This is a genomic window from Paenibacillus pabuli, from assembly GCF_039831995.1.
Taxonomy (GTDB): domain Bacteria; phylum Bacillota; class Bacilli; order Paenibacillales; family Paenibacillaceae; genus Paenibacillus; species Paenibacillus pabuli_C.
The window spans coordinates 266,803-285,205 of the sequence record NZ_JBDOIO010000001.1 but is presented as its reverse complement, the minus strand read 5'-3'; the positions used below and the strand labels follow the sequence as shown (position 1 = coordinate 285,205).

Annotated in this window: 9 protein-coding genes; all 9 read right to left on the bottom strand. The window is 39.6% G+C overall.

Annotated elements, in window-relative coordinates; translation table 11 throughout:
• Positions 1–22: 22 nt before the first annotated feature.
• On the bottom strand, positions 23–2,047 hold the full coding sequence (locus ABGV42_RS01885) for a hypothetical protein (protein ID WP_347380131.1): 2,025 nt from the start codon (positions 2,045–2,047) through the stop codon (positions 23–25).
• An 11-nt stretch (positions 2,048–2,058) separates the two neighbouring features.
• Positions 2,059–5,187, bottom strand: coding sequence for a hypothetical protein (locus ABGV42_RS01880; RefSeq protein WP_347380130.1), 3,129 nt, complete (start codon positions 5,185–5,187; stop codon positions 2,059–2,061).
• 24 nt (positions 5,188–5,211) lie between these two features.
• Complete coding sequence (locus ABGV42_RS01875; protein WP_347380129.1) at positions 5,212–7,305, bottom strand: hypothetical protein; 2,094 nt, start codon at positions 7,303–7,305, stop codon at positions 5,212–5,214.
• Between the two features lie 42 nt (positions 7,306–7,347).
• Positions 7,348–8,535 carry a hypothetical protein gene (locus ABGV42_RS01870; RefSeq protein WP_347380128.1) on the bottom strand — a complete coding sequence of 396 codons (1,188 nt, stop codon included), beginning with the start codon at positions 8,533–8,535 and terminating at the stop codon, positions 7,348–7,350.
• 72 nt (positions 8,536–8,607) lie between these two features.
• On the bottom strand, positions 8,608–14,070 hold the full coding sequence (locus ABGV42_RS01865) for a hypothetical protein (RefSeq protein WP_347380127.1): 5,463 nt from the start codon (positions 14,068–14,070) through the stop codon (positions 8,608–8,610).
• 103 nt (positions 14,071–14,173) lie between these two features.
• Positions 14,174–15,016: a hypothetical protein gene (locus ABGV42_RS01860; RefSeq protein WP_347380126.1), complete on the bottom strand. Its 843-nt coding sequence runs from the start codon at positions 15,014–15,016 to the stop codon at positions 14,174–14,176.
• A gap of 11 nt (positions 15,017–15,027) precedes the next feature.
• Positions 15,028–16,863: a hypothetical protein gene (locus ABGV42_RS01855; protein ID WP_347380125.1), complete on the bottom strand. Its 1,836-nt coding sequence runs from the start codon at positions 16,861–16,863 to the stop codon at positions 15,028–15,030.
• A 5-nt stretch (positions 16,864–16,868) separates the two neighbouring features.
• Entirely contained in the window at positions 16,869–17,246 is a 378-nt protein-coding gene (locus tag ABGV42_RS01850) for a hypothetical protein (protein WP_347380124.1), read from the bottom strand.
• A 184-nt stretch (positions 17,247–17,430) separates the two neighbouring features.
• Complete coding sequence (locus tag ABGV42_RS01845; protein ID WP_347380123.1) at positions 17,431–18,150, bottom strand: metal-dependent hydrolase; 720 nt, start codon at positions 18,148–18,150, stop codon at positions 17,431–17,433.
• Positions 18,151–18,403 lie beyond the last annotated feature (253 nt).

The window sequence follows — 18,403 nt, the reverse complement described above, 5'->3', positions numbered from 1 at the left end:
TTAGTATGATGTTTGTTTTACATTATTTCTTAACTTTATCGTTCTCTGTTGTACGTGTACGGAATACATCGGAAGCGAGAAGTTCAGGAGGGATGTCCATTCTAACAACTGTACTTTCATTGCGGTAATTAATGAGGAAACTGTGTTTGTAAACTTCTTCACGCTCGCGTATCTCATGCAGGATTGGCTTAGCATCACGTATTGAGAAGAGGTCACAAATACTTTCAACTGATTCCTCTTTGAGATATCCCAAGATTCGGCATTGGATATTGTCCAAGATTGCCCGAGCAGCTGATCCAAATTCAGAATTAGTTGTTCCTGAACTCTTCATAACGTCAATCAGTTGGGAAGGAGAGTTTGTTACGAGGAGTACAATTTCATTACGTTTACGTCCACCGGTAACGTGGTCTGTTGCAATCTGTCCTGCACCTTTATAGTTCATATACCGTTGGAACTCTTCAAATACAACCAAGGTGTACCCTTTAAGCACGAACTTATTGTAGTTAGCGATCAAGTTAGAAATATAAGCAAAAAACATTTGCTTGATTGCTGTAATTGTGCTGTTAGTTGTGATTTGAGATTTACCTCCTTCACCAAAGGAGAAAATAAGTACTTTCTGCCCAACTACTTCAGAGAGTCCGATACGGTCTCTAAAGATATGAGAGTACATACCATCGTCATCGAAGTATACCCGAAGTTTGTCAATAAATTTAATCAATTCAAGAGGATATACTGCCCGGTGCTGAGGTGAATTAGACAATTCAAGAATCTGCTCGTAAATCCTGTGATATGACATGTTAACCGATCTTGCCCAAGTAAGAGGCTTATCCTTGACCACCCCACACAAACGGTGTGCATTGTTATAAGCGTCATTGAATATAGCGAGTTCTGTAGAACTCATTCCATGTTCTTCGTCAGTTAGAAGGTCAAATACTCGACGTGTTGCATCCATTGCTGCAGATAATAGTCCATAATCTACCTCAGGATCCCCAGTTAATTGTCCTATTTCAGTCGTATCAAAGTAACGTGATGATTTAGTTCTACCGGAAATATCGATTGTAGCCGCATCATATAGTTTCCCCAAAGGTGCATATTCATCGCCCTCATGGTCACTTATTACAGAGTAAACATCATTCTCCATATAAGCGGAGTTAATAATACTTCGTACATAAGATGATTTTCCATACCCAGTCTCAGCCGCAAGCAACATATTAACAGCTGATTCGTCCTTTTTGAAGTTAATTGTTGTTGGCATCACCGTGTATCGGTCGGTACCCATGTAAAATCCGTATTTGTCACCAAAAATACCTTGAGTTGGATAGTTGAAACCGGAGAGTACTTCATCAGTGAAGATATAAGGAGGGTTTTTATCAGCAATCAAACTTTTTTCTACAGAGGATACAGGACTGAAGGATTTGTAGTATTCGTTAGTCAACATGAAGGTTTCACTAAATCGAATTTTATTAAGATACAGTTTATCTTTTAATGCACTTTCTGCCAGTAGAAAACTCATTTCACTATCCGAGACCAGTTCCAGCATAATACTAGTCTTACAGAATTCCATGTTCTCTTTCTTAGCATGCTTCACATAGAGGAAAGAGTCAATCATTCGTTTATTGGTGACTGATTCGTAAGCGTCAGAATCCTTTTCCAAAATTTCCTGACCCTTAGTCTGGCTTTTTTGTTTTTTTACACTCTCATTGTATCGCTGTTCCCAGATATTTACCCTTGATCTTGTTCGTAATGAATCCAAACGGAGTGAATAGGGTTCGGAATAAAAATGGGCGATAAGTGTTCCGTACTTACGTACGGTATCCTTAAGCGATGTAATCAAGTTAGCATCAATTTCAGACGGTAATTCGTTGATAAAAAATACTTTCTTAATTCGGTTTGTAGTGTAAATTCTATTAGCCGAATAGAAGAAATACCCCTCTTTTAGAGGGGTGTCGGAAGGAGGTCTATCAGAGGGCGCCCGGCCCCCTGTAAACAGCTGATATGCTCTGTATAAGTAAAACTCAAACGCTGATGTCATGTCCTTTTTTGCCATAGATGTATTGCCTACCTTTCAAGCCATTTTGAAATAAAGCGGTAGTAGTGTTTTGATAAAGACGCGACGTCACCAATAGCTATAATTTGAGCAGTCTCTTTAAGCTGGATGAAACCACCGCCATCTTCAGGTGAAATATACTGACCACTTACTCCGAATACATTCAAGTCATATTGAGAATGTGCGACATAAGCATGTGTATGCTTACCAACAAAGAAATTGTGATTTTCCATTGTCAAGTCGACAACTACAATGTTAGAATTTGACCCGATAACCCCTTTGAAGTTCTCAGCAAAATTACCACTTCTAACATTAATCTCAATCCATCCCCGTGATTTAAGGGTCTCAATATAGTTAGAATAAAGTCCTGGCGCCGGAGTAAGAATGACTTTAGCGAAGCCACCACGGTCATTGAAATATGGCCCGAATCCATACAGGAAGTTAGGGAAGGTTATTGGCATATTAAGTACTTTCAAATTAATGATCTGATATGGCAAAGAGTCAATATTAATTGAAGTTAATTCTTGATTAGCTGCACCTACAGCAGGTCTTGATTTCAATACCTGAACCTCAGCTTGGCTATCCTGCAATTGCTGCAATAATTTGTCCGTGATATCATTAGCCTTTAATCCGGCGATTTCAGCCTTTAGTCGGACAATCTCAGCTTTATCGGTAGTTTCTTCCTTAGAAATAGCTTTCACACGGACTAATTCTAATTTAGTATTGTGCAGTTCTTCCGATTTAGCTGTTAATTCCCCTTGGAGCGAAGTAAAACTTTCGTTAAGCTGTATCATTTCATCAGTTAAATCATCATACTTAACATTGAGTGAATTGAACTTATTCAACTCATCATCTAATTTAGACGATAGTTCAGCCTTCTCCGCAGTAACCCGCTCGAAATTAGCAGTCATACTATCCAAAGTTTCGGATGTGACACGAATTGTCTCAGCAAGTTCTTCCTGTTTAAGCTGAAGTTCCTCAATTAAAGCAGCTTGCATAACATCGGAACTAGATTCACCCTGAATAACAGAGTTTAACTCATCAATTTTCCCTTGAAGTTCATCAATATGATCTTGATGCGCCGTAGATCTATCATCCATTTCTAAAGATAGATTAGAAATTTCCAAGTTTTTATCTGCAATTTTCTGCTGAGTCTCAGATATCTCAATATCCTTAACCTGGAGTAGTTCAGATAATCTAGCGATTTCATCCTCTTTAGCCTGAATCTCGCTTTCCTTCTCGGTGAGCTTAGCATCTAACTTAGAAACTTGTGTCTCAACCAGCTGATTTATCTCTTTCTGCAGGGTAAATTCCCGGTCGAGTGCGTCAAAATTCTCAGATTTTATCCGCAATTCCTCATTTTTAGCATCGATATTTTCCTGTAAATTCTGCATACTTGATGTGAGTGTATCAACAGTCCCCTGGAGTTCTTTAATTTCATCAAGGAGCGTATTGATTCTATCTGTTTGTTCCTCAAGTTTACCCGATTTATCATCAAGTTCAGATGCTTTACCATCGACCTCATTATTGATGGCTTCGATCTCAGCAATTTTTGAAGTCAATTCTAAATTAATCGTATCAAAAGCTTGAGTTTTTTCAGCAAGTTCCACAATCTTTTGCTGTAGTTCGTGTTCCTGATTCTCCAGTTTTTGATTCAATTGTGCTGCGTCCTCATTTACCTTTACCAGTTCTTCATTGAGACGATTGATCTCAGCTTCTTTAGCTACTAGTTCAGAATATAGAGAATCATACTTGGTCTCCATTTCCTGATGGTCAATAGTAAGAGAATCCAATTTATCCGTTAACTCAACTACTTTTTGAGTTTCTTCCTGATATTGTGCAGTAATTTTTGCAATTTCTTCAGTTAACTCAGATATTGTTGTGAGACCATCATCACGATGCTGCTCCAACTCATCAATAGTTGCCTGTAATTTTGATGTTAGTTCTGATTGATCCTCAGCGACGCCTGACTCAAGTTCAGAGATTTTAGCGAGACTTTCGGAAAGTTCTTCACTTATTTTAGCGAGGCTATCCTCGGTTTCGGCTAATTTATCCTCAGCAGCTTTAAGCTGAGTTTCAAGTTGAGTTTTAGTTTCAGTAGCCAACACGAACTGACTATTTACACGTTCCAAAGAACTCTTAACTTCGTCCAGTTCTTGACTGACATCTTTCAATTGTTGTTTAACTGGTGCGTATTCGGACTCTTTATCCTTAATTGCCGCGGTTACTGCTTCGTTAATTGCCTTCGTCTGACTTACCAAAGACGTATCCTTAATATTTTTCGTGATACCCTGTAAATCCTCAACTTTTTGAGTGAGGGATCGATTTAATTCAACTGCCATCAAATATTTTCGCTGAACCTCGGCGATATCGGACATATCCGCATCCTCAATAGTTTGCGGTAGAGGTGGGATGAGTCGCTCAATCCAACGTCGATCAAGGTTCTCACTACTTGGGATATCGTCACGTACACCCCAACTTGCCCAAGGTATCTTTCTGATATTGTCACTAGCTCCGGAACTCATTCGTTCCCGTAGCACACTCTCAATCTGATCCTTGAACTTAATTCCAATATTAGGTGTTATCAGTATGAGATTATGAAGTGACGGTTGGTCCATAGCTGCGAGACTCGTGAGAATCTTTGCCATATGACCTAGCGAGCTGACATGCTCAATTACAAATTTTCCCTCAGGTCGTAAAATTGCTACTGCCTTATCGTAAATTCCTGCCGGCTCTGCGACGAGATAGATATTGAATTCACGTGTTGTCAGAGTATCGCCATTGAGAAGCTGAAGGTCAACCTCAGCTTCATCATTAGCGGCAATAGCTTCCTCGGCCACATTAAAATTAATTTCGAGACTATCTAAAAATTCAACTAAGTCGCTGTCCCCATTGACCTCGGCCATTTCACGGTCAGTATTGAAATTATCCTCATTTTTAAGGTAGTATGACCGAATTTCGTCTTTAACTTTAATACCACTTTGGGTATAAAACCAGTACAGAGGAATATCCTTCTCGCGGCAGCATTCAACCATCGTTTTAATGTCGCCACCACATGCAAATAGATATTGCATATATGTACGAGTGATATCTTGACCGTATTCTTCAGGTTTATTTTTACGCCCCCACATGGGTTTCATCGATTATTCCTCCATTTGCTGCAATTACATTCTGCCAATTAGATCATAGAAATGATTAGCAAACTCCTTCTGCACAATGAGTTCGCCATTTTGAGTTTGTTTCACAAAATCATCGAGGTGAGGAATGTACCCAACACATCGTGTTTTTGCCCAAACGCCACCCTGAGACTGAAGGAAGTTCTGAACGTATTCAGGCGTAGTTTCTTTACCCTTAATTTTACACAGGTTATTATAATTGGTAAGCAAAATATTAAAACGAGATACTACAGCATTGAATGTATTTGTATTGGATTCGTAAATATCAGAGAGTGCAACCAAGAGTGTGTTATGAATTGATTCCTCAGAGTTATTCACACAGAGGATACTCGTATCAGCTTGTAAAATAATATCTGGATATTCCTGAACCAGTTCCATTGGGACGTCAACTACCACATAATCTACTGCTCCCCGAAGGAATGACAACAGACTAGAAATATGTCGCGGTTCACGTAGTTCTTTTCGTGTTTTACCACCGATTTTCTCGGTCCAAGGGAATTCAGGATCCATTACAAAACTTGTCGGCTCGGTCAGTGTTAGTAACAGTAAATTTTCATTGATTACAAAACCTACCTCACTAAAAATAGATGGGTTATTAAGAGCGGCATAAGTAGAATAGGTATTTCGGATATCGACAGGGTTCTCAAGATGTTCCGCGAAATACCTAGTCATTCCAGCACGTTTAAAGTCAAGATCAACAACTACAACCGTACCCTGGCCACTTAAAGCGTGAGCAATGTTAGCCGCACTAGATGTCACCCCACTACGTCGGTCTCCTGTAATTAACAGCGTACCTTTACGTAACCCTGCACCTTGATACACGATTGGTGCATTACTAACATTATCAGTCTTTCGACGTTTAGGCGTTGCGTTAGTATGATACTCAGCACCATCAGGTAGCAATTCTGGATTTGCATTAACTTTCTGCTTAATCCGTCCGAGGACACCATTCAGCAACTTCGAACCTAATCCTCCGCCGCCACTAGTTAAATCCAAACCGCCAGTTTCAGCCGGTTCAGGAATTTCTTCAGGTTCCGGTGCAGGTTTCTGCCGTCCACGTTTAGGCCGCTCTGCCTTAGTTTCAACAGGTACAGTCTCAACCTGTACAGCTGAACTACCTTCTGTGATAGTTTCAACAGTTTCTGTTACAACCGGAGCAGTTGTCTCGATAACCGCATCGTGCTGAATTTCTAAAACTGCTTGAGTCGGTACAACCGGAATTACCGGAGGTGTATTCAACGGCTCAACCGGTACTGCATGTACTGATTCAATCTCCGTCTGAGGAGGTGTATTTTCAATTACCTCAGTGATATCACCGACATGATCAATATTATTTTCGGATTTATTTTCATTATCATCTTCACTGCCAAAGTTATAAGCGTCAGTTTTAGGTTTGTTCTTTGGTACCTTGTTACGTTTGAAAATAGACGAAAGTCCAGCACCTTTTTTGACTGGATAGTCTAGACCAACTGGCTCAGGTTCGTCTTCTCCGGATTCTCGGAAAACTACCTCAGTCGCAGCTTGAGGCTCCTGAATCAGGGGTACCACAGGCTCAATCACCTTATTTTTAGCATCGGCCGCATCTTGTTCGTCCTGTTCGACCTCTGAACGCAATTGCTGAGTTTTTTGATCGATATTAATATTCGGAAAATTAGGATGGTAAATTCCTTGCGTATCAAAACTTCCAATCAGTGTCGAATAGATATCTTTGACACCGATCTTTCTGAATAATAACATAGAAGTTTTATCATACTGAATGTCATCCATATGTTCGTCGTAGTGTAAGTAAATTTCCTCATCTGTGAGGACAAAGTACAATACCGGACTTACTGCTACTTCGAGTACAAGCGCTTCCTGAGTTCGCTGAATCGCATCAATAGAATCAGCTCGGTCATTGGTAAAAGCGTGCTGAAGTACTACGACTTTATCAAAGTCAACAAGTCCTTCATATGTTTCAGTTAGATACCTATGAAAATCATGAATATATGGAAAGGACTTCACGACTTTGATATCGCCGTTTCTACTGATAGATTCAGCAAGTTTCCCGTCGGTATTACCTCCCACAACAATAACACGTATCATTGAAGATCGACCACCATTTCTGAAAGATATAATTATTTAGTATTATAGTTTAGTTTTGAAGATTTCGACGAGACTTTCAGGTTCAGTCTCAACCTGATTCTGATTTTCAGCTTCTTGTTGATCAAGTGACCTAACCAGATTAATCTCATCGGCTTTTTCTTTTAGTGAAGTCTCTGTTGCGAGGTTAAAGTCGATGTTGAATGTTTGGGCAATACGCTGTCTAGTTGTAAGATTTTCATCTTCCTCCCAAACTTCATCTTCTTCATTGTGTTGTTCTGGACCTTCGGTGAACTCACTTTCCAGCTGTTCAATAAAGAGTTCATTATCCGCATCATCAAATGCCCTAACAACTTCGCCATATTCTGCAAATGGCACAGTAGCATTTTGATCAATAATTGGGAATGCCTTAACCTGTAAAACTTCCGCAAAGAACTGCATTACACCTTGACGGTCAAGGATTTGTTTATCCTTGAAGAAGTTAGATTCAAAGTTACTCAACATAATCCGTCGTACAGTTTGATGGAATTCACGCATTTTATAATACTGATCACAGTAAATCATATAATAATCTACCTCAATCGCCTTAGATAGTTTTACCTTAGACAAGAGATTATCAGTGTACATAATTGCAACTTGTCGTGCTTTTGGATTTTTAATAGCATTTGCCTTATCAATAAGGTGTTGCAAGTTTTCCGGTATACTACCAGTCTTAGCCATCGAATATTGCCGTATCTTATAACCCTCAGTAAGTAAGTCACGTTTAAATAAGGTTAGCGTCTTTTGGTAGTATTCATAGAATTTTGCATTCCGGGCTACGATGGAACCTCTAGTAACCTCGATTACGACAGCCTTCTTAATCTTATCACCATCAGGTCGGAAATGGATAAGTCCAGAGTCCTTATCAATAGTCGAGATTTCCCAGAAACTATCATATGCACTCAGTTGCTCATCCTGTAATTTCTTCAAGAGTCGACGTTGGCGTTTTTCTTCAAATACTACGAAACGGAAAATAAAGAAATAGGCGACCACAGTAGATGTAATACCGATTACCATACCGTAGGTCATTCCGTTAACTACCACTGCACTCAGCATCTTCACTAAGAGGAAAGTTAAAATTGCCCCTCCAATAAATGTAGCAATAAGAGCAATCATCTTTTTCTCGTTAAAGAAATAGTTATAAGCCGATACTTCAGTCCGTTCAATTGAAAGCGGAATCTTATTCTTTTTCACTGTTAACACTCCTTATTCCCCTATAATGAAAAAGAGGACGGAACGAATAATCGCTCCGTCCTCTGAAGTCTATTAATTGCGCGCATCTCCTGCCAGTCTAGCAAGTGTATCCATAGTTGATCGAGGTGCTGAATCTCCAGTAGGAGCCGGAGTATTACCTGCAAGGCTACTATTAGCATTCAAACCTGATGTTGATGGAACTTTATCCTGACCTGCCACCGGAGCAGCTTGAATATCTACAAGAGTTTTCTCCAGCTGGTCTGCACGTGTACCTAGACGTGTTACCATGTTATACTCGCCATTATCACCTTTGTACAACTGCTCAACAGATGTAACGCCAATTTCATTCAATTGATTTTTAACTTCAGCGTAATAGTGTTGGTTGTTAGTAGTTACATTCCCTGCCAAGACATCACGCAAATTCGCAATCATTGCATCATCCATTGTAAAGCTGAACTGGGACAACATTCCATCACTCACAGATTGAGTAATAGGTGTTACTTTGATAGATTCAGCACTTTGACGAAGTGCTTCAGCTGTCTCACGAAGTTCATTAGATAGGATTTCTACAGAAGCTGAAGTTTGTTCGGCAATCCCTGCAATTACTGCTTTGGTGATTGTGTCATTTGAACTAATTGTGTATTCGCCATCTTCATTAGATGTACGTCGATAATCGAGTTCTACACTGCTCATGTACTCCTGGACTTTAGCAGCATTTGCACCACTTAACGCGTAAACTCCATTTACTGCGCTTACATTGGAAATACCTGCATCACTGAGAATTTGCTCACTGATATCATTATTTACCAAAGAGATACCACCTGACGGTAGTTCTACATATCCCACAGATTCCTTAACAATCTCAGTAACCTTTTCAGAGTTATTCAACTCAGTGATAATTCCACCCATTTCTTCAGCTTTACCGCTTACGAAAGTGAGAGACTCACCATCAGGTTGTGAATTAAGTGCCATCATACGTGGGTCAGTTGAAGTTGTTATTAACTGATTAACACTAGCCAGAGTAGAATTGAGATCTTCCTCAGATACATTCTCAGCTTTCTTGAACTCATAGCGTCCGTTAACTTCCTCGTAATCTGTAACCACGCCGGCTTTCTTCAGTTCTTCGAGTACATGCTTAGTTTTATCTGATTTAATGAAGCTTGTATTGCCTTCATCGTCAGTATCATAGGCAAGGTTCTCAACTTCTTCAGCCCCAGTTACTTTTCGTGTAGTTTCACGCACGACAAATTCATCCAACTGTTCTTGTGTTGTTCCCGGAGTCAGGCTGTAATCAAGAGTACCATCCTCCTTAGGAGTTGGGCTGATGAGTCCGTCTTTTTCAGCTGAACGTAAGATATCCTGATTAAGTCCTTCACTCAAACTATCAACCTTAACATTATCTTGCGTATCAGCTACTTTTTCAGAATCGGATTCTAAACCATCAGCTATTTTTCCGAAGATACCACGGACTGAATCTTCACCAACACCTGTAATTTGGATTGCACCATCATCACCTTGTGTCACCGTATATCCCATCGCATCCATGATATTCTTAGCTGAATCGATTACTGCGCCCCCGGCCCCAAGTGCCAATGCCGTACCCTGAATACTATCCCCAAGGATAGTACCATTATCTGCAATTTCAGGAACAATAGAATTTGTCTCCGTAGTTGTAGATTCAGTAGTTCCTTCACTAGTATTGCTATTAGTCATATTGTTGATTTCTTCAACTAGTCGCGGATTAGGTTCCTTATTTGGAACTGTCTGAGGGGTAAGGCTTTGATCCAATTTCTCAGTAGAATCCTCTTCAGTTTCCTTAGTTGAAACCGAACCATTCTCAGAACTACTAGCTTCATCGTTAGATTCGCTATCGCTGAATCGCTCTTTCAATTCACGAGTACGATCCTTAGCCCAGTTTTTAGTCTTGTTCCACACTTTGTTAATGTCAGCCAAGACTTTTGCGCCACCAAGGTTACGAATATCTGATTTAATATTCTTGTACATTGGAATTAAGACGAACTTCCAAACGAGAATAAAATAAACCAAAAAAACAATACTTGTAATCAGTTCCGGAGCCGCTAACCAATAATCATTGTTAAAGTTATGATAGCGGTTATTAAGCATCGTGAACAATTTCCACAATACCAGGAATCCGAGGTGTATCAAGTAAAATACAACAAAGATGTAAATCAGTCCGACAAATGATCTAGATTTCTTATACCAGATCGATTGCAATGCAGCCAGAACTATCAAGAAACTAAAGGCTACAGTGATAACACCGATTTTAATGAAACTGTATGCTGTAAATACAATTGTAGCTTCGATCAAAAATACAATAAAGGTGAATGGATCATATTCCATACCCACATACACCATCACGTTATTGATATCGGTATTAGTGGAGGAGAACTTACTCATCGGAATCATCAATATCCGCAAGAAGGTATCCGTTGAAATACCTGCAGTATAGAACGATTTCGGTGCATCCTTGATTTCGAAGTAGTCGTTGAGATAGAAGAACGTATTCAGTGCGAGGAATTCATTCTCAGCCTGTACAAAATCATCACGTGTCTTCAAGTCATCGAAAATCAAGTTATGTTTACGGAAGTCTTCAATCAACTTGTAGTTCATTTCAGTAACCATATCGTTGATTTTTGCCATTGTTTCCTGCTTAGCTTCCGCAGTATCACCTGACAAAGTAAATCCGCTACCCACAATTTCAATAAGACCTAGGTCCTGTAAATACTTGGAGTATGTTGTTAAGAGTACACCACAACTAGCGTCAATATTTTTCTGGCAAGCCGTGAAATCCAAAGGCCCGAGTCGGAAAGGATCACTAGCAGCGGCATCTTTTAATACCGTACTAATATTCATCATCTGTTCGAGATTGAATCCAGTTGCGTCGTTAGCATCAACTTTCAATGAATCCTCAATTTTCAGCTTCAATTTTTCAGGATTCATCATCAAACTACCATCTGCATTATATCCAGAAGCAATCACAAACTTATCAGAACGTTCGTCAATAACTCGAATAGTTCCAGCACCCTCAAGTTTACTAACCACATTGCTGGTGTATTCATTATTATATAATTCGATAGTATTGTTAACTACAGTTAATCCTGAGATATCGCGGAGAGAATCTTCTACACTACCATCTTCGCTTGCCTGATAGTTGAAGTTTGCTCTGTTAATCGTTTCCACAATCATATCCCGGACTTTACTACCATAGAAATTCTCTACATCGAATTTCAAGTCCTTAGGATCCTGTCCAGTTGGGACCTGACTGTATACTGCGTATTGATAGTAAATTTCATTAAACATATCCGGTACAGTGTGCTCACCAGGTTCTAAATCATTAGTTTTATGTCCATTAGCAGAAGTTTCATTATACTTAGCATACTGCTGATAGAATGATTTATTTTCCTCGTTAGTACCTAACATGTTTACATATTGAATGAGACTGCCATCTTCATTTACAGATTTAAATCCACGCTTAGTTTGCTGCTCATTTATTGCTTCCGTGATAGGTGAATCATCATAAGTCAATGACTTATTTCGTGCATAGTTCAAGAAATCGAAGAGTCCGAATGTCTTTTGTACAAATGCACCATTTTCATCATAGACCGGAAGCTGAATAGCATAATTTTCAAGTGCATCGCGGAAATCTGTGTTCTCTGCCATACCAGGAGCTGTTGTTATCAACTCTCTATCATAATCTACCGACCTATCCAGGACAGCTGTTTGATAAAGGTTCTCCTTGATAAAGGCTTCATTCGTTTTATTAAACGTAAAATCGACAATGTAATTATATGCTAACAGCGGTAACGCAAAGATTAATACAAATTTTATTAAACTTTGCATATACTGCTTACCTGTCATCGTCTGGAATATAATCCGGAACAAATCGAAGCCCATCTTCGCAATACACAACGCAGCCATGACAAAGTATAGAGATATAGTTGCGATATTTACGAAGCTAAAATGATCTGTAGTTGGTGTGTAGAATAACGAGTTCCCAGAATGTCCGAGGAATACTTTAGTATACACTTCCTGACCCAGTGCAGTATAAGTAAATTTAATCAGGTTCCATACCCCAAAACTCAGGTAGGTATATATCATATCGAGGATACTATCCTCTTTCTTTAGCTTGTCCGCCATTTGGTCAAAAGTTACTTTACCAGCGGAAGCAATACCAAAGTTATTCGGTAAATATGAGTATAGAAGGTTAGCTGAATCGTCGTCAATATAACCTTTGAGTTTACGCGATACTTCCAAAGAAGCTGGTGCATATCGATCGTAAATTTGTTCCATAATCTTCGTTGTGATAGATTGATTATCTTCACCACGTTGAAGTTTCTTAGTAAGTGCCGCAGCATCAGGCTGCTTAAAGAAATTGGATTCAGAACATATTTGAGGAGTTGGTGTTTCACTATCAGAGGCTTTTCTATTAGCTGATGTAATACATAACATCAAATCAGCAATAGAGGTTGAGGGTCTTACAGTGCTAAAATCTTTAGCAGGAGTTTTGATCGCTTCCGCTAATCGATCTTTCTCAAATTTCTTTAAACCAGTGTCAAAGTATAACCAATCCCATACAGGCTGTGATCGTACTTTTGAGAAGTAATCAACCTGACTTTCATAACTTCGGTCCTTGGTATATGCGTAAAATTGAGATGAAAAGTATGACCTGTAGTTATTAATAGCCTTAAGTAATGTTGCACCATCCTGCATTCCGGCAGTTAGTACATAACCGAACCTTGCATCTTGTTCAGTAATTTCGTTACTTTTGATCAAACTATCAATCGTCTGTTCTTTTTTCTCATCACTACCAGTTGGGGACAATATCTTACCTAATGCCCCAGTACTAAGGAATGCATCATTACTTTCATTAGTAGTTCCGCTTGCCATGTTAACAATGATAGGGTTGTTATAGAATGGAATAATGATCTGTTTGTTGTTTGTTACGATATTACCATAATAGTCAATACCAACAATCAAATCCTTGATTCCACCGGAGTTATCTTTTATCAAGTTATCTCCATATTTTGAGTACTGAGCATTAAAGACAGCGGAGTTAAATGTACCACTAATGTTATCCAAACTTAAATCGTTCAATCCGGATATTTTAACGTACGTTTTCTTTCCAGTGTCTATGTAAATACCAGTATCTACAGCCGCCCAAGGGTTATTGAGCAACCTATCGAGCGTTAGAATCTTGTACTTACTACCAATCCCAAGAAATTCACTAACTCGGTAGTATAAGGGAACGAATGGAATTGTTGAGTCCCTTACATAAGAATCAGGAGTCTTGAAAGGTTCACCGTTGTAAGTAAATTCGATAATCTGACTTAATACTTTGTCGTTAAATCGAAATCCAAGCTTACTTAGTGTGTCCGCATATTGCGGTTGGGCGGATGATGTGTCTGCCGTAGTATCGCCATCGCCTGTTTCTTCAGCGTACACTGCTGCTGGAGATAGTCCAGAGATGAGGAATGTTAATAGCATGATGATAGCTATCAAACGTTTAAACTTCACGCTAATCCCTCCGTTGAAATTAAATAAGGAACTGAGTTTTCACCCAGTTCCCCTTAATTGTATTGATATATGTTAGTGTGTATTATCCGACTAAACCCTTATATTAAGGTTTAGCGCCATTAACTGTTACGCCTGTACCTGTACCCGCGAAACTAGAGAATCCAAGTTGGGTAGCAAATGCCTTTTTAGTTGCTTCGGCTCCCATAGTATTGGAAATAGTTTCATATTTTGTCTTAAATGCATCATTCTTAAACGTAACGCCTGTTACATTACCGTCAGCATTCCGGGTAATATCGAAACCGTATGACGCATAGTACTGTGCAGAGTTATTCAAGAAGGTATTATCACTTGTGATGACACCGTAGTTAGCCTTAGCAGACTCAACAACTTTCTTGAACTCGTCACCAGATTTCTCCATCATCGAGTTAACATCGATATCTACCACTTGACGCATAGCGTATGCCATAAAGTCGATTGATTTAGCTGTCAAAATCATAGCCAAACCGGAAGAGATTACAGAGACGATAATCAATCCCAACACGACGTTAGTCATAAACTCTCGACGTAGATAGTCTTTATAGTTGGTTGAAGCCCCACCATCACTCAAGCTGGACCAACGACGCATTTGGCCTGTAACCTTATCAATACCTGTACCTGTAGCACCAGGAATGGTAAGTACCAGCAAATCCAGTGTAACCCGCAACAGCAAGAAGAAGATAATTGCTACGGACAGGACACCTACTACAACTTGCAAAATCTGCATCGGACCACTGAGGAATTTGAAGGCGAACCACATATTTGGCGCCAAGTCAGGGTTTGTCAGATTCTTGGAAATGATCTCAACGTTCTGTGTTACACCATCAGATGAAGCGAATGCCGATACTGGCACCATCAGTGCTACCAACAGCACGAGAACGAAGATGATTGAGCGTTTACGTAAACTCATACTGAGTCCTCCTATTTAATTTTAGCATTATCGTTAATCCCTATCGCAGCCGAGTAGAGTTCAACGAGATACTGTAGTAAAATTGAGATTATGTCTGTCAATACTCCCGAAACTATCATCGCACTGAAGACCAATACTAAGATAGTTGATCCTGTTAACCGTTTCGCAAATCCAGGAGAAAATGCTGAGAAACCTTTACCCGCTAATTTTTTCCTGAACGGCACAGTATATTTAACTAAATCCGTATTTATCAGTTTCGAGAGAACATATGCTAACCAAATTAGTGGAATATAGAATAAAGCTACAACCACAAATACACTGGAAGCATTAACAAAGAATCTCGCGATTGCGTAAATTACTTTAAAGATTGAGTATGCTAACTGGTTATCTGCCAGTTGGGCATTTTCAAAGGTGAGAGATCTAGCTGATTTCCCGCCCGACAGTGTAAATTTAGTTCCCTTAAGTTCTTCGGCACTATCCGCAGTGCTTCCATCAGATGATCCACCGCCAGTACTACTGCTATCAGCGTCATCTTCCATCTGCGCAGCGTTAGCAAAATAACGGCGATCTCTGAATACATTTTTCAGTGCTTTTTCTTTAGACGCATTGTCAGTAGCGTTAAAAAATGGTGCAAACCACTTCTCAACAGCAATTGCCTGGGCCGCACTGAAGGCTGTAGAATGAGATGTATTAGTAGCAGCTTTTGGAGCGACGTAAGGAATCACAGATTTACTACCTACGTCATTAATAGCGATTCGGCAACTATCTACCAGAATATCGAAGTGAGGCATCTGCACATCACTTCGTGTATCACTCTTATCTCCAAGCACAGTTTTAGGTGAAACTTGGTCGGTATTAATTGCACCCCCAGTATCACCAATAGAACCTATCCAGATTCCAGGAAGTAAAATAGGAGCGCGTTTGCTGAGGAATGTATCTTTAGGACGTGCAATAGCACCTAGACGTGATGCTCCATTCTGCATCCGCCAAGCTGAGTTTTCAACATCACCATCGTTCTTGATGGAATACTGCATCCCAGCGCCCTGACCACAAGCATAACCCTTACCTAATTCTCGATTTTCTAGGTCAAGTAAAATGTTAGCATTAATAGAGCTTTCATGCATAGTCACTTTAACTTTGTACCTTGTCTGATAACTAAGACCATCACCAGTTATATTACTAATAGTAACGGAACCATCTGAAGAGTTTCCCTTACTACCTGGATTGTAATATTTGAACTTTCCGCTATCTTTAGCATCTTTCATTTCACTGGCGATACGTTCAATTCGAGTTTTACTTCCTGATGCGAATGTGACAGTCCACATATTGTACTTCGTGCCATCACCTGCTGTAGTTTGAGATACAGAGTGATTGATAGAAAAAGGCGAGTAATTCTTATATCCAACAATTGTTGTTGTACCTTTGCCTTTATTCGTATCACGAGCAATATAAGCCTTACTACCAACTACTACTAAATCGGAGTACTTCGCTCCATCTTTAGTACTACTGTAAATTCTGTCATAGGGCTTTGTTTGGATATCAAAGTCATTCGCATCCAATGGAGCATACGCCGTAATAGACGAAACCCCAAACACATAACTGTTAGGGTTAGCAATAATCTTCTTGACTTCAGCATCAAAGTAGTCATTGCCTATGGTGTCCTTTCCGGACCAAGGATCATGCTTTACATACCAAGTGGAGAGGATAGGATAATTCGAATAAAGTAGCGCGTCTGCTGCATCTTTAATCGAATCGGTAATACTGTCTGCTGCGGATACGGTACCTGCCATAGAGCTTAAGAGAACACTCATTGCCAAGAATGAGGTGATTGCTTTTCTCTTAAACATCTTCATCAGGCCACCTCTGGGAACTTAAATTCGAACCGAGGTAAATTAGGAGTTGTGGGATGAGAGGGTTGTTTTGAAACTTCGTAGAATGTAATTACTTCTGGATCTTCAAGTAGAAGTCCAAAGTCCAAATCAACTTCGTCACCTTCACTAGGTTTAAAGTCGATTATAACTCGAGCAGCATCATGTTCATAGAACCATTTATCCAATTCAGCTAGCAAAGACGCTCTAAATACTTCATATTCAGCTTGTAGAGCATGTTGCTTCTTGGTGATGTCTATTTCGCGCCGTGCTGCCCGATTTTCCAGTGAGAGCATCTCGCGATACTCCTTAAAATCACGGTACTTTGACTTAATCAAAGAAAAAGCGCGAATAATTAACACCCCACCTTCTTCTATTACTAAACCATTACTCACTTCGCACAGCGGGAGATGCAATATTACTATAATGGTACGTATTAATTGCTTTCGAATCTATAGATCAGTCATGTAAATATCGGATTAGACTTAGCTGAAAGTTTGCAATAAAAAAATACCGCTCCCGAGGGAACGGTATTGCTAAGACTAATTATTGGTTGATCATAGCCCCTACAACTTCAAAGAGGTTAATTTGACCGAAGACCATGAATGCAATGAAGATTACAGCTGGGATGTAACTGTGTTTAGTCAGTGGCTCCCAGAAACGTTTTTCCCAAGCACTACCTGCACGGAATGCCGGTGCATCGAACATTTTGATTTTCTTTTCCCAGAAGATATATGCTCCGTCTGTAGTCAACATGTCACCAACCCAGTGACTTACAGCACCGATATAAGCGAAGATTACCCAGATCGAAATCAATCCACAAGCTGATTCAAACATAATCAAGTAATTTACTAACGTTGGATCAACTAAACCTTTATCAAGAACACTACCTAGAATTTGAGGGGCAAGATATTTGATAAACGCATAAGCCGCACCGAATGTCAATGTGATCGAAGCCAGTGAATGTGAGAATCTACCACGGTGTTTTACACCAAATGTCCGAAACAAGAATGCAATCAACGGGTTTGTTCTAGCTGGCAATGAGTTAGGTGAATCAATATCAGGATATCCTGATCCCCAGTTACCTGCCAAGTATGCCAACAGTGCCGCAATCAAGAATGGGAGACAGTTAACAAAGTAAGCAACTGGTGAAACTGTAATCAAGTTAATGTCTGGCGCTTTAGGTAAAATATTGAATTTAATTGCAAGAGGTACAGCCGCTACCGTGAACAATTTACCGAACTGCTGATGTGTTTGATGTAACATTTATATCGACCTCCGAGTAGTTTTTATTTACTATTATGTATTTTAACGTCTTCTTTTAAATTTCTGTGTCATATCATATATGGAGAGGATGATCTTAAATACCATTTCAATTTTGCTAGGCTTCTTACGATACTTACCATTTTTGTCGCGATATGACTTAACTGATCGGTATCTTCCAAACAACTTCATCCCTCATTTCCTTTTCCTTATCTTAATTATATCAAATCTATAGTAGAATGCAAGGCTTTTTTCT